This is a genomic window from Flavobacterium sp., assembly GCF_049240005.1.
Taxonomy (GTDB): Bacteria; Bacteroidota; Bacteroidia; order Flavobacteriales; family Flavobacteriaceae; genus Flavobacterium.
The window spans coordinates 12,256-26,288 of sequence record NZ_JBMLTK010000126.1 but is presented as its reverse complement, the minus strand read 5'-3'; the positions used below and the strand labels follow the sequence as shown (position 1 = coordinate 26,288).

General features: G+C 41.7%; 10 protein-coding genes and 1 pseudogene. 10 read left to right on the top strand and 1 reads right to left on the bottom strand.

What is annotated here, in order from left to right; genetic code table 11:
- Window positions 1-231: 231 nt before the first annotated feature.
- From ACOVQQ_RS12635 to ACOVQQ_RS12620, 4 genes and pseudogenes are all read left to right on the top strand, one after another.
- Window positions 232-1,776: a ribonuclease E/G gene (locus ACOVQQ_RS12635; RefSeq protein ID WP_298144131.1), complete on the top strand. Its 1,545-nt coding sequence runs from the start codon at window positions 232-234 to the stop codon at window positions 1,774-1,776.
- 368 nt (window positions 1,777-2,144) lie between these two features.
- Window positions 2,145-3,863, top strand: coding sequence for a hypothetical protein (locus ACOVQQ_RS12630; RefSeq protein ID WP_421818510.1), 1,719 nt, complete (start codon window positions 2,145-2,147; stop codon window positions 3,861-3,863).
- Window positions 3,860-4,255 carry a hypothetical protein gene (locus tag ACOVQQ_RS12625; RefSeq protein WP_421818509.1) on the top strand — a complete coding sequence of 132 codons (396 nt, stop codon included), beginning with the start codon at window positions 3,860-3,862 and terminating at the stop codon, window positions 4,253-4,255. Before ACOVQQ_RS12630 ends, ACOVQQ_RS12625 begins: the two co-directional genes overlap by 4 nt.
- A gap of 77 nt (window positions 4,256-4,332) precedes the next feature.
- Window positions 4,333-4,593: pseudogene (locus tag ACOVQQ_RS12620) on the top strand (ribonuclease E/G); the annotation flags it as partial.
- A gap of 56 nt (window positions 4,594-4,649) precedes the next feature.
- Here the strand turns inward: ACOVQQ_RS12620 and ACOVQQ_RS12615 are convergent.
- On the bottom strand, window positions 4,650-5,789 hold the full coding sequence (locus ACOVQQ_RS12615) for a sensor histidine kinase (protein ID WP_094485851.1): 1,140 nt from the start codon (window positions 5,787-5,789) through the stop codon (window positions 4,650-4,652).
- Window positions 5,790-6,254: 465 nt separating this feature from the next.
- Between ACOVQQ_RS12615 and ACOVQQ_RS12610 the strand changes: the two genes are divergently transcribed.
- The 6 genes from ACOVQQ_RS12610 to ACOVQQ_RS12585 all read left to right on the top strand — a co-directional run bounded on the left by ACOVQQ_RS12610 (window position 6,255) and on the right by ACOVQQ_RS12585 (window position 12,432).
- Window positions 6,255-7,136 carry a flavin reductase family protein gene (locus ACOVQQ_RS12610; RefSeq protein WP_094485852.1) on the top strand — a complete coding sequence of 294 codons (882 nt, stop codon included), beginning with the start codon at window positions 6,255-6,257 and terminating at the stop codon, window positions 7,134-7,136.
- A 17-nt stretch (window positions 7,137-7,153) separates the two neighbouring features.
- Window positions 7,154-7,588: a DUF3127 domain-containing protein gene (locus tag ACOVQQ_RS12605; RefSeq protein WP_421818508.1), complete on the top strand. Its 435-nt coding sequence runs from the start codon at window positions 7,154-7,156 to the stop codon at window positions 7,586-7,588.
- Window positions 7,589-7,619: 31 nt separating this feature from the next.
- Complete coding sequence (gene aat, locus ACOVQQ_RS12600; protein WP_421818507.1) at window positions 7,620-8,246, top strand: leucyl/phenylalanyl-tRNA--protein transferase; 627 nt, start codon at window positions 7,620-7,622, stop codon at window positions 8,244-8,246.
- Between the two features lie 253 nt (window positions 8,247-8,499).
- Window positions 8,500-9,939 (top strand): nucleoside recognition domain-containing protein, encoded by a 1,440-nt coding sequence (locus ACOVQQ_RS12595; RefSeq protein ID WP_421818506.1) that lies wholly within the window; start codon window positions 8,500-8,502, stop codon window positions 9,937-9,939.
- An 88-nt stretch (window positions 9,940-10,027) separates the two neighbouring features.
- Complete coding sequence (locus ACOVQQ_RS12590; RefSeq protein ID WP_421818505.1) at window positions 10,028-11,389, top strand: rhodanese-related sulfurtransferase; 1,362 nt, start codon at window positions 10,028-10,030, stop codon at window positions 11,387-11,389.
- Between the two features lie 2 nt (window positions 11,390-11,391).
- Window positions 11,392-12,432, top strand: a complete 1,041-nt coding sequence (locus ACOVQQ_RS12585; protein ID WP_421818504.1) for a radical SAM protein — start codon at window positions 11,392-11,394, stop codon at window positions 12,430-12,432.
- Window positions 12,433-14,033: the final 1,601 nt, after the last annotated feature.

The following is a 14,033-nucleotide window of genomic DNA, read 5'->3' as shown; positions in this document are numbered from 1 at the left end:
CCAACTATGCCAAGTGGTAAAAAAAGAAAAAGACATAAGGTAGCTACGCACAAAAGAAAAAAGAGAGCGAGAGCTAACCGCCACAAAAAGAAAAAGTAGTTCAACACTACTTTTTCTTTTTTTACGTTCATTGACATCGCGAGCCAACCTAGTTAGCTCCAACCGAAAATTAGCATTGTTTAACAATTGGGCAAATACGAGCTTGTCTCGTGCCCACAACCATACACAAAAGTGAACAAAGAACTCATCATCAGATCTAATCCTGATGCTGTTGATTTTGCCTTACTTAAAGACGGAAAACTAATTGAGTTACACAAACAAGAAGAAAAAAGCAACTTTCAGGTCGGCGATATTTTTATAGCTAAAATTCGCAAACCAGTTGCCGGTTTAAATGCGGCTTTCGTAAACGTAGGTTTCGAAAAAGACGCTTTCTTGCACTATCACGATTTAGGTCCAAACCTAAATTCACAACTCAAATTTCTGAAATCGCTTACCACCGGAAAAGCTAAAGATTACACGCTAAAGAACTTTCAATTTGAAAAAGAAATTGACAAAAATGGTGCCATCACCGACGTTCTCAGCGCTAATCAATCCGTTTTGGTACAAGTCGTCAAAGAACCTATATCGACCAAAGGACCGCGCATTAGCAGCGAACTCTCCTTAGCCGGTCGGTTTATTGTTCTCGTTCCTTTCTCTGACCGCGTTTCTATATCGCAAAAAATCGAATCAAGAGAAGAGAAAGAGCGTCTTAAACGATTGGTTTCCTCTATTCGTCCGAAAGGATTTGGAGTTATTGTTCGCACAGTAGCTGAAGGCAAACAAACAACAGAACTTGAAAAAGATCTACAAACATTACTCGACAGGTGGTCGGGAATGTGTAAAAAATTACCAACTGCTCATCATCCATCGAAAGTCCTCGGAGAGTTGAATCGCGCCTCTAGCATTCTCAGAGACGTATTTAACGATACCTTTAGCGGCATTCATGTCGACGACGAAGAGTTGTACCATCAAACGCGCGACTATCTCCAAGAGATCGCTCCCGCAAAACAATCTATTGTTAAACTTTATCAATCTAAAAATTTGCCCATATTCGAGAAATATCACATCGAAAGACAAATAAAAACCTCTTTCGGAAAAACCGTCTCGATGAGCAAAGGTGCTTATTTGATTATCGAGCATACGGAAGCTTTACACGTAATCGACGTGAACAGCGGAAACCGCAGTAACAAAGCCAATAACCAAGAAGAAACTGCCTTGGAAGTAAATCTCATCGCAGCTGCGGAAATCGCACGCCAATTGCGACTGCGCGATATGGGAGGCATTATTGTGGTCGACTTCATCGATATGTCGAATCCGGATAACCGTAAAGTGTTATTCGACTTCCTGAGGGAAGAAATGAGCGACGATAAAGCCAAACACAAAATTTTACCGCCGAGCAAATTCGGACTCGTACAAATTACGCGTCAACGTGTACGCCCGGAAGTAAACATCAAAACACGAGAGGAAGATCCAAACAACGAAAACGGCGAAATCGAAGCGCCTATTTCTATCATTACCAAAATAGAAAGCGACCTCGACCGACTTATCGGTACACACCGCGGACTCGTACTTAACGTTCATCCATTCGTAGCTGCGTATCTTTCTAAAGGCATGCCATCGCCACGTGTGCGCTGGGCCTTGAAATACAAAAAGTGGGTAAAAATCATCCCCAGAGATGCTTATACCTTTTTAGAATACCATTTCTTTGACCGCGAAGGCAACGAAATTTTAGAATAACAAAAACCCCGATTTCTCTAGAAGTCGGGGTTTTTTTATGCTTTAAACTAGGGTAAGAAGTTGCTTTTTTATACCCATATTTCATTTGTTCTGAGGGAAACTCTTGTAATTTTAGAAGTTTCACTCATTAAAAATCTACAAACATATAATTCTCCTGAAATTACTGTTACGGTTTTTCCGTAATGGTTGTTTTATTTTTAAACAAATAGCAGTTGAAAATAAAAAAGGTGTAAATTGTTACTTATTTCATAACGGTATTAATTATTTAGCTAATTTTATTTTCGACTTAAACCATTTATTATGACATATTTATTTAGCCCCCCCTTAAAATATTACGGGGAAAATTAAACCAACAGTGCAAACTTCTTTTGCTTAAAAAAACAACATTACTAATTTTCGTTTTAGCATGGCTCTCCTCGTGCAGTGTTGAGCATGAAACCATTAAAAACCAACAAGCAAAAAGCATAGTTAAAAGTTCGCTGCTAGAAGGCGCTGAGGCGCAAAAAGTACAAGAAAAAGTGCAATCTGTTATTCGTCGTGCACCCGATCCGTTTCAAATAGGAAATTTGCATTCGCGCTCCGAGATTCCTGTTAGTGTGGATTACAGCAGAATTATGCAAGTAGTCGATAGCTTAGGCAACACAACTTATAGTATGTACGTTAAAAATCATCCATTAGAAACGAATAAGATTTTTTTTAATGTTGTTGCCAGACCAGTAACTGATAGTGATTTACAGCTAAAATTGTTAAAATTCGAAAAGAGCTACTTGACGATTTACGACAGCGAAACACAAGTAGGTTCCATCAAGGACTTTTCAGGCTTAGTTATTACAGCTCCAATAACTCCAGAAACACCAACAGATCCTTGCCCTCCTGAAGATGTAGTTTCACCAGGAGGAGGTGGCTATTTCCCAGGAAGTCCAGATTCTTCAACACCTGGAAACGGAAATCAAGGTAGTGGCGGGGCTGGTACGCAGCAAATAGAACAACCTTGCGAACGAATACTACTGCAATTTTTGTGTTGCCATGGAATACATTCTGGAGAGTCTCAAAACTGCAAATGTAAAGATACAGATGGTAATATAGGAGCGACATATTTGGTAGATGGTTGCGCGGGAACAATAACACAGGTATATAGACCTCTTGCGAATACAGAATCCGAACCAAGTGACCCTTGCGAAGAAGCTCAACCTCCAACAGGAGTAGTTAGCCCGATAAGCGAATGTCAAGGAGCATTTTACTCCAGCTTATTTATGGATAGTCCTCAAAGAGAATTTTTAAATTCGAGACCAGATATAGAAGCTGCCATAAATGGACTCCTATTTAGAACCGACGACTGCCAAGCCACTATGGAATTAGTAAATTGGGCAATTGAGTATTTGATGGAAAATCCAGAAGCGAAAATAGATTTCTTAAATAAAATCATTCAAGAGCCATCTTTTAGTGAAAACCCTTGTTTGACTAATATATATAATGGGTTAGGAAATAGTGCTCAATTTCGCCAGTATATCAAAAATTTTGATGGCGACTTTCCTGTCTCACATTTACGTTTAAACACTTCATCGTCGCTTCCTTCAAATATAAATGCACAAACTAGCCCGCCAGAGAATTATGTTATTACCATAACATTTAATTCGAATAATCTAAATCGTCCAAAATTATCGATTGCGCGAACTTTTATTCACGAGTTGATTCACGCAGAAATCTTTAGGAAATTGATGGAATGTTCAAGCCTACCCAATCTCAACTTTCCAAATTACACCGACGCTCAATGGAGAAATTTTATAATTAACCTAAGGAATAATTATCCAGGATTATATGACTATTACGAACGATTCTTTTTTAATATACCAGCAGGACAAACAACATCCGACGAACAACATCAATTAATGGCACAACATTATCGTAATACAATAATAGAAGCATTAAAAGCTTACGACAATACCCAAGCCGACGAAGTATACGAAGCGCTTTCGTGGGTAGGTTTGCAAGGCACTGTAGCATGGGAAAACTTAACCGCTGCTGAACGAGCACAAATTATCAATCAAATAACTGTTTTTGACAGTTCAAATAATTCATGTGAATGATGAAAAAAATATTCTTTATCCTAACATTTTTTGTTGCACTTATTTCTTGTGAAAACAAAGAATCCAAAGTAGTTGAAATTCAAAGATGCGAAATCGAAAATAAGCGACTTATCAAGCTAACAAGCGAATTACAGGGTCAAATTGAAAACTATCACAGATTTGAAAAAGCCTTTGTTAATGAATATATTATAAATCCTGATAGTACCATATCTGCATACAATGAAATTTTAAAAAACAGCAAGCAAGGAATACTTACAAAAATCGTTAAAGAACGAATCTCAAGAATTAAAATCTTACGAAAATATTGGAAATCAGAAACGGGTTGGAACATTACAGAACTTGGAACACCAAAAAAACCTGAAATAGGCTTAACATCTATTCGGTGTGAATAAAACTTGAGAGGCATATATATAGCAATTGTTTTTACGATTCATTCAAATCATCACCGACTGCCGGACTCAATTTTCAGAAAACACAAAATCCGAACAATCCGCCTATTTCTATCATTACCAAAATAGAAAGCGATCTCGACCGACTTATCGGTACACACCGCGGACTCGTACTTAACGTACATCCATTCGTAGCTGCGTATCTTTCTAAAGGCATGCCATCGCCACGTGTGCGCTGGGCCTTGAAATACAAAAAGTGGGTAAAAATCATCCCCAGAGATGCTTATACCTTTTTAGAATACCATTTCTTTGACCGCGAAGGCAACGAAATTTTAGAATAACAAAAACCCCGATTTCTCTAGAAGTCGGGGTTTTTTTATGCCTTCCTTTTCCTGTGCTACAAACACACCTCAATCGTTGTTCCTTTACCAATTTCCGAACGTGTAACGGCAATTTTACCTTTGTGATACTCTTCCACAATGCGTTTTGTAAGCGATAAACCCAAGCCCCAGCCGCGCTTTTTCGTTGTAAAACCCGGTTCGAAAATACGTTTAAACTGATGTTTGGCAATGCCTTTTCCGGTATCCGACACAAAAATACGCACCTGCTTGCCGTCGTCGGTTATCGTTAAATCAATAGCGCCGCGTCCGCGCATCGCATCAATGGCGTTTTTAACCAAATTTTCTATCGTCCAGCTGTGCAAAACCGGATTCAAATTCCGATATATCGGATACGCTGGCGCATTAAACGTAAAACTAACCTGACCCGCAAAACGCGATTTCAAATACGCGTACGACTTCTCTGTTTCGGCTATTAAATCCAACGATTCCAGCGCGGGTTCCGAACCAATTTTCGAAAATCGATCGGCTATCGTTTGCAAACGCGCCACGTCTTTTTCGATTTCTTGTACAGTCGATTCTTCTACATGTTCGCTGCGCAAAATTTCAATCCACCCAAGCAAACTCGACAAAGGCGTACCAATCTGATGCGCCGTTTCTTTGGCCATTCCGGCCCAAAGTTTATTTTCACTTCCAATTTTTACGCTGCGGTAATAGTTGTAAATCAGCGCAATAAACAAAAAGATAATCAGCAAAAGTGCTATTGGAAAATACTTCAGCGAGTTCAAAAGTTCCGAGTTTCCGTAGTACAAATATTGTTTGCTGCCCGTACTCGCCATCAAAATGGGTTCGTTTTCTTTCTTCAGGCGTGCCAGGGTGCGCTTCATGTACACGCTGTCGTTTGCCAGTTGTTCGCTTAAGTTCGCCGTGTTTAAAATCTTGCCTTTACTGTCGGTTACAATCACCGGAATGGTCTTGTTGTTGCTAATAATTTGCAGCGGCAATTCAATTTCATCGTTCAGCAAATCGGCCTTGTCTATAGTCTTCATACTTTCCGCTAAAACGGTCATTTTCAGGCGTTCTTCATTCTTAAAAACCTGAAAAAAGCGGTACGTATTCCACAAAATAAGCAGGATTATAGCAAACGAAGTTGCCAAGATAATCCACCGCGCCGATTGTGGTTTCTGAGAAAATTTCATGCAAACAATTTGAGATTTAAAAGTACGCTATTTTTTCAATTTTTGGGCGTTGCGCTCCCCTTGCTCAGTCCGCCCGAGCGCCGCGCTATCCGCTGCAATGCCCTTTGCCTGCGGTTGCGGTTGTAGGTATTGGCGTGGGCTCTCGCTGTCGCCGCCGCAATAAACAACCGCAAAACCGCAGGCTTCAGCGCATTTCCGCTCTTATCGCTAACGCGGAAAAATCGTTAACGAAAAAACGTTATACAATTTACTTGCTTACTATAGTTGTTCTCGCTAAAAAATAAAGATGTTAAGTAATTGATTTTCATTATTTAAATTCGAGGTAATATTGCAATATTACAAACCAAAAAATACAAAGCCATAAACCTACCACCAATAATTCCTCAAATCCAAAAATTGATTTTAAAAAAACTTAAAATTCAAACAGCTTTTCGTGCAGTGATGTACATTTGAAAAAAATCTCAAATGCCATCTTTCGAAACCAATATTTTATCGGCTGCACAAATTCAAGGGTACTTGCAAGCTGCTGTCGGTCCGCGACCTATAGCATTGGCCAGCACTTTGTCGGCAACGGGTGTTCCTAATTTGTCTCCGTTTAGTTTTTTCAACGTTTTTAGTTCCAATCCGCCGATACTTATTTTCTCGCCGGCACGTCGTGTTCGCGATAATACCACAAAACACACGCTCGAAAACAGCTTAGCCACGCGCGAAGTAGTAATTAACGTCGTGAATTTCGATATGGTCGAACAAGTTTCATTGTCCAGTACCGAGTATCCCGACGGTGTAAACGAATTCGAAAAGGCAGGTTTAACGGCTGTGGCGTCAGATCTGGTAAAACCGTTTCGCGTAGCCGAAAGTCCGGTGCAATTTGAGTGCAAAATCAACGATATTATTGCCTTGGGCGAAAACGGCGGTGCCGGAAATTTAGTGATCTGCGAAGTTTTAAAAATTCATGTTTCGGATGCGGTTTTGGACGAAAAAGGCGGCATCGATCAGCATAAAATCGATTTGGTTTCACGATTAGGTGGCAACTGGTACGGCCGTTCGAATACGGGCTTGTTTGAAATTCCGAAACCGCTAACAACCTTGGGTATTGGTGTCGACAATATTCCGAAATTCATACGCGATAGTTCCTTGTTTACCGGAAACGATTTAGGCAGGTTAGGAAATGTAGAACAGTTGCCTACCGAAGCAGAAATTGATACATTTGTAAAAAGCAATTTTGCAGCAAAAGCCGCATTAAGCACCGCCGACGAGCACAAAATTCAAGAACAAGCCCTTGAATACCTGCGTTCGGGAGCTGTTTTAGATGCCTGGAAACTATTGCTAGCACCGCGTATTAACTAATTTAAAAGCCAAAAAACATGGAAGTATCCGGAATCATCAAAGTAATCAACCCAGAGCAACGCGTAAGTGATAGTTTTAGAAAACGCGAATTGGTAGTAACCACACAAGAACAATATCCACAATACATCAGCATCAATTTTGTACAAGACAAATGCGACTTGCTGAACAATTTTCAAGTAGGCGAAGAAGTTCGCGTATCAATAAATTTACGCGGTCGCGAGTGGAGAAGTCCACAAGGTGAAATAAAATATTTTAACGACATTCAAGGCTGGCGTATCGAGCGCGGCGCACAAGTGGCTCAACAAGCACCACCGGCGTATCAGCAATCGGCACCAACGGGCTACCAGCAACCGCAACAGCCGGCAGCCAACCAATTTGCGGCGCCAACCGGACCGTTTCCGCCCGCCGACAGCTACAACACCGACGCCGATTCGGACGATTTGCCGTTCTAAAAACTAATAAGGTGCGAAAGCGCCTTTTTTTATGCATTTTCTGACCTCAGCACTCGAATTTCCGCCCACCACTGCCGCGAACAATCACGGCTTATTGGCTATTGGTGGCGATTTGTCGCCGGAACGCTTGCAACTCGCGTATCAATCGGGCATTTTTCCGTGGTTTAATCCCGATGAGCCTATTTTGTGGTGGTCGCCTCCCCAACGCGCCGTGATTTTTAGAAACGAAATAAAAGTGAGCAAAAGCATGCGCAACGTATTTAACCGGCAAATGTTTACGATTACCTACAACCGAGCGTTCGAAGCGGTGATAGAAAACTGTGCGGCAATACCACGCGAAGGTCAAGTTGACACCTGGATAACACCTGAAATGAAACATGCGTATATGCATTTACATGAGTTGGGCGTGGCACTTTCGGTTGAAGTTTGGCAAGACAATAATTTGGTTGGCGGCTTATACGGCATCGTGCAAAAGCGTGTATTTTGTGGCGAAAGCATGTTTTCGAAGGTGAGCAACGCATCGAAAGCGGCACTTATACAATTGATTAGCGATTTTTCGCAATTTGAACTCATCGATTGCCAAATCATGAACCCACATTTGGAAAGTTTGGGTGCCCGATTGATTCCGCGAAAGGAATTTGAAACGTTTTTGAGGTAACGAACACCGTGCACACTTTTTCGAGTTAGCGACAGCAGCGGTTATAAACCAAAGTTTGCGCGTTGCGGGCTGTGACTTTGGCGAGCGACCAGCGGAAGCTACGCCAAAACGCTAGCCTGCAAGAAGCAAACGAGGTTTATTGGAGCGAATGGCGCGGCGCGCTACGAATTTCCACCGAACGTTTGCGCGCAACTTCCAAATAATAAATAACACGACTAAAAAAATCTGCTACTTTTACAAAAATTGATTTTATATGGTTTTAAGCAGGTTTTGGCTCAGCATATTTATTGCCTCGATCGTTTTTATCGGTATTGCGCTCTTTACAGGAAACTTCTATACGGTTGATTTTCTGATAAATGGAAAAAAAGACGACAAAATTCTGATTGCTGAGAAATTCCCAAACGAAATTCCTGCCTTTATAGCCGATAGCCTAAACAAAGCCGACGATAAAACCTTTGTTTTAAACCGAAATACCAAAGATGCCGACACCACTTTTGTGCAAGAAACCAAAACCGTAAAAATATATAGCGGCGTACAAAAAGCCGACGGTTTACTGCCCACCTGTAAAAATACTTTGCTTGATTTAATACTGCCGCTTATTGCCTATCTGGCGTTTTTTTGCGGCTTGATGCAACTGCTCATCGACTCGGGCGCGGCCGAAAAACTAGCCAAATTGCTGAGTCCGATTTTTGTGAAAGTCTTCCCCGACATTCCGAAAAACCACGATTCGATTTCGTACATGACCTTGAATTTTGCCGCTAATTTTCTCGGATTAGACTCGGCCGCCACACCTTTTGGTCTGAAAGCCATGCAAAGTTTGCAGGAACTAAATCCGGACAAAGACAAGGCCAGCAACGCCCAAATTATGTTTATGTGTTTGCACGCCGCCGGTTTAACCTTAATTCCGACCTCGATTATTGGTTACCGCGCAGCCGAAAACGCAGCGAATCCGGCCGATGTGATGCTTCCGTGTATCATTACCTCATTCGTGGGAACTATTGCAGCCTTCATCATTGTTGGGATTCGCCAACGAATTAACTTTTGGAGTGTTACGCTACTTTCGGGCATTTTCGCGGTTATTGGTGGAATCATCGGATTGCTTTTTTACATCAACGGATTGAATTTGGTGGAAAAAAACTTCTTTACCGCTAATTTATCAGGCATTATGCTACTGGTAATTATTGGCTTTACCTTGATATTCTCGTTTGCCAACGAAAAGAAATTTGCGGCTTTAGAAACTACGGTTTTCGACTCGTTTGTAGTTGGGGCACGAAATGGATTGCAAACCGGCGTTCAGATTTTCCCATACGTTTTAGGTATGCTCGTGGCTATTTCGCTTTTTAGAAACAGTGGTTTGTTTGAACTCATTAGCAACGGAATCGCTTTTGTATTTGCGCAAATGGGCGTGGCCAAAGAAATTACCGATTCGTTGCCGGTTGCAATCTTGCGTCCGTTTTCCTCGGGAGGTTCACGCGGATTTATGATCGATGCCATGCGAAATGCCGGACCCGACTCGTTTACCGGACGTTTGGTGTGTATTTTCCAATGCAGCGCCGAAACCACGTTTTATGTAATTGCCGTTTATTTTGGTTCGGTAAACATTAAAAACACGCGATATACTTTGGGCACTATGCTCTTAGTTGATTTGATATGCGTGCTAACCGCCATTTTTGTGGCGAGTTGGTTTTTCTAGAATGCCGTTTTTGAAATTGATAACTGCATAAGCAACTTTCGTTTCTTTTTCTACCTTTGCGGTCTTCTATTCTTAAATTGTTTATAGCATGCAACTGTACAACACCTTAAGCGCAGAAGAACGATCCAAAATGATAGACGAAGCTGGAAAGCAGCGTCTAACCATATCGTTCTATGCGTATGCCCAAATTGAAAACCCTCAAGACTTTCGCGATGCCCTTTTCCTAGCGTGGAATCCGCTCGATGTTCTCGGTCGTATTTACGTAGCTAATGAAGGGATTAATGCCCAACTGTCGGTTCCGGCCGATAACTTCTACGAGTTTAAAGACAGCATTGAAGTATATCCGTTTATGCAGAATATTCGTTTGAATATCGCTGTTGAACACGACGATCATTCGTTTTTAAAGCTCACAATAAAAGTGCGCGACAAAATTGTTGCCGACGGAATTAACGATCCGGAATTTAATCCTTCGAACATTGGTGTGCATTTAAAAGCCGCCGAATTCAATAAATTACTGGAAGACCCAAACACCATTGTGGTCGATATGCGCAATCACTACGAAAGTGAAATTGGACATTTTGTGGGCGCCATTACACCTGATGTAGATACGTTTCGGGAATCGCTTCCGATTATCGAACAAGAACTTTCCGAACACAAGCAAGATAAAAATTTACTGATGTACTGCACCGGCGGCATTCGTTGCGAAAAAGCGAGTGCGTACATGAAGTACAAAGGTTTTAAAAATGTGTACCAGCTTGAAGGCGGAATCATTGAATACACACGCCAAGTAAAAGCCGAAGGTTTAGAAAGCAAGTTTATTGGAAAGAACTTTGTTTTCGATCATCGTTTAGGCGAACGCATTACCGACGACATTATCGCGCAATGCCACCAATGCGGTGCACCTTGCGACAATCATACCAACTGTGCCAACGAAGGCTGCCATTTGCTCTTTATTCAATGCGACAGCTGCAAAGAGAAAATGCAAAACACCTGCTCCGACGAGTGTCTCGAAATCATTCAATTGCCGGAAGCCGAACAGCGTAAACTCCGCAGCGGCATTATGAACGGAAATAAGATTTTCAAAAAAGGAAAATCGGATAAATTGGTGTACAAAGCGCCGGCAAAAACACAAGTCTTAGCCAAAGCACCCATCGACGAAGCCAAAAAAGTAGCCATTCCGAAAGTACGTCGGGTCAAAATCGGAAAAGCAACGCATTATTTCCCAAAAGCTACCATCGGGCGTTTTAAATTGGTGCAAGGCGCTGTGAATGTAGGCGACACTCTTTTGATTTCCGGGCCAACTACCGGCGAACAGGAAGTACAGATTTCCGAACTTTACGTAAACGACCAACCCGCAACGGTGGCAACGGCTCCAGCCGAAATTAGTGTAAAAACCGGCTTCAGAATTCGGTTGTCCGACAAGTTATATAAGCTCGAAAACGTCGATTAAAAATGGATGTATACAAATTACTGCGCTTAAACAGCCGAATTAAGAGTCACCGTCTGAAATTTCTGGGATTGTGGCTGTTGTCGGTTTCGGGCAAACGACATTTGTCGATACAGCTCGACCCGGTTTTAGCTTGTAATTTGCGTTGTACCATGTGCTATTTCACCGATGCCGAATTTGTTCGCAAGAAGATGAAAGGCATTATGAAGAAAGACGATTTGGCGCGGATTTCTGACGTGATTTTTAAATATGCATTGAAATTGCAAATTGGCTGTGCGGCCGAACCCACGCTCTTTAAAGACAATGTGCGACTCGTTGAACTCGCAAAAGAGAAAAAAGTGCCCTTTATCAGCATGGTTACAAACGGAAATTTGTTAGACAAAAAGCAAATTTTTGAATTGGTTTCGGCGGGTTTAGATGAATTTATTATATCGATGCACGGCGTTCATAAAGAAACCTACGAAAAATTCATGGGTTTGGCGCAGTTCGAAAAATTTCACGAAACACTGAGCGAAATTACCGCCGTAAAACAGCAATTTCCTCAGGTAAAACTTCGCATAAACTATACGTTTAATTCCGACAATTTTGGTGAGTTACGTTCGTTTTTCGAGCGCTGCGGCAAGTATAAAATCGACGTAATTCAACTGCGACCTGTAGATAAAATCGGCGAGTCTGCTTACCAGAATTTTAGTTTGAAAAGCATCGAGGATCAGTACCCGGATCTGGTGGCGAATTTTCAAGAAGAAGCGGTAAAACGAAACATTACCTTGTTGTTTCCGGCCTCGGTAAAGCGAAACGAAAACCAGAGTTTAAAAGTAGCGGGCAATAACGACAGTTCGTACTTAATGCCGTACACGTATTGTTACGTTGGTCCCGATTTCTTTTGGAAAGACGACTTCGATTGGCGCAACGAAGGATTTGCGCAGTGGCAAGCAAGAAACCGCTGGAACTGGCGTTTATTTAAGAACATTTTTGTTTCAAAATCGACATTAGCGTCTTTAAACCGCAACATGCTCAACTATGACGTCGAAATTCACCAAACCTGATTACCGACGCTATTTCGAGGATTAAAAATCGTATCGAATTTGCGGCTCTTACTTTTTTGGGCGCGCCGGCAAACGAGTCGTCGCTTCGCAAAAGAGGTTCAAGCCGTCACGTGTTCCGCTATATCTTTGGGCGAGAACGGCAGTGGAAATCGCATAGCGCCCAAAGGATACCGCTGCACCCGTTCGCGCGGGAAAAGTGCGCAAGGGAAAAATGGAAAAAATGGAAAGAAGGGAAAGATGCGCCTTCGACAGGCTCAGGCACCAGCTTTTATAGCGCACAGAAAACACCGAAGTTCACAAATTATTTCGAAATATAGAACTGTTGAGGAAAACACAGAACGTGTCATGCCAACAAAAAATGCACTAGCCTTCGACAGGCTCAGGCTCCAACAATCCCTGGGTCAGGTTGGGCAAAACGATACGTTAAGTGGTGAATTCATCAAAGTCTAGCTTCTAGTGTCTAGCTTCTAGCTTCTCAAAAAAAGTTTATGCCTTCGACAGGCTCAGGCACCAACGATACGTGGGTTTGGTTGGGAAAAATGATACGTTAAGTGGTGAACGTCACGCAGTCTTAATACTTAATACTCCAATCTTAATACTTCCCAAAAATATGCGGAAAACCCGTAATCGTATGTCGATTTTTTTTCAAAACTTCGCCTCGATGGGGGCGGGTGGGATGGGGAGCGATTCCCACGTACGAAATTCCTGGAAATAAATTTTACGGAAAAACCGTAATTTTCAGAGATTTTGAGATTGAAAGATTTAGGGAGCACCATGTTTCACAAAGTTTTTCACGATGTACACGATGCCACCTTCGACAAGCTGCCTTCGACAGGCTCAGGCTCCAACAATCCCTGGGTCAGGTTGGGCAAAACGATACGTTAAGTGGTGAATTCATCAAAGTCTAGCTTCTAGTGTCTAGCTTCTAGCTTCTCAAAAAAAGTTTATGCCTTCGCCAGGCTCAGGCTCCGGCGATACGTGGGTTTGGTTGGGAAAAATGAATCGTTAAGTGCTAAACGTCACGAAGTCTTAATATTTAATACTCCAGTCTTAATACTTAATACTCCAGTCTTAATACTAAATACTCCAATCTCAATGCTTCCTAAAAATATGAGGAAAACCCGTAATCGTATGTCGATTTTTTTTCAAATCTTCGCCTCGATGGGGGCGGGTGGGATGGGGAGCGATTCCCACGTACAAAATTTCCGGAAATAAATTTTACGGAAAAACCGTAATTTTCAGAGGTTAAAAGATTTTGAGATTCAAAGATTTAGGGAGCACCATGTTTCACAAAGTCTATCACAATGTACACAACGCTGTCTTCGACCTGCTCAGGCAGCGACGATACGTGGGTTTGGTTGGGAAATATGATACATTAAGTGGTGAATTCATCGAACCCGATGGCTATCAGAACTCGTGTCTATCCCGATAGCTATCGGAACTAGCTTCTCAAAAAAAGAAAGACAATATTTTCAAAATCATTCGTTTAAACACATAAATATCCAAAACTTTCACGTTGGTTACTTTAAGATTAATTTGACAGCACCAACACTTGTCGGATTTTGCCGATATATAGTATCTTTACCGATTGAATTATTAAC

Excerpts from the sequence above, each read along its gene's own strand:
- ACOVQQ_RS12625 (WP_421818509.1), top strand. The coding sequence starts at position 3,860 with ATGATGAAAAAAATATTCTTTATCCTAACATTTTTTGTTGCACTTATT.
- ACOVQQ_RS12615 (WP_094485851.1), bottom strand. The coding sequence starts at position 5,789 with ATGAAATTTTCTCAGAAACCACAATCGGCGCGGTGGATTATCTTGGCA.
- ACOVQQ_RS12610 (WP_094485852.1), top strand. The coding sequence starts at position 6,255 with ATGCCATCTTTCGAAACCAATATTTTATCGGCTGCACAAATTCAAGGG.
- ACOVQQ_RS12605 (WP_421818508.1), top strand. The coding sequence starts at position 7,154 with ATGGAAGTATCCGGAATCATCAAAGTAATCAACCCAGAGCAACGCGTA.
- aat (WP_421818507.1), top strand. The coding sequence starts at position 7,620 with ATGCATTTTCTGACCTCAGCACTCGAATTTCCGCCCACCACTGCCGCG.
- ACOVQQ_RS12595 (WP_421818506.1), top strand. The coding sequence starts at position 8,500 with ATGGTTTTAAGCAGGTTTTGGCTCAGCATATTTATTGCCTCGATCGTT.
- ACOVQQ_RS12590 (WP_421818505.1), top strand. The coding sequence starts at position 10,028 with ATGCAACTGTACAACACCTTAAGCGCAGAAGAACGATCCAAAATGATA.
- ACOVQQ_RS12585 (WP_421818504.1), top strand. The coding sequence starts at position 11,392 with ATGGATGTATACAAATTACTGCGCTTAAACAGCCGAATTAAGAGTCAC.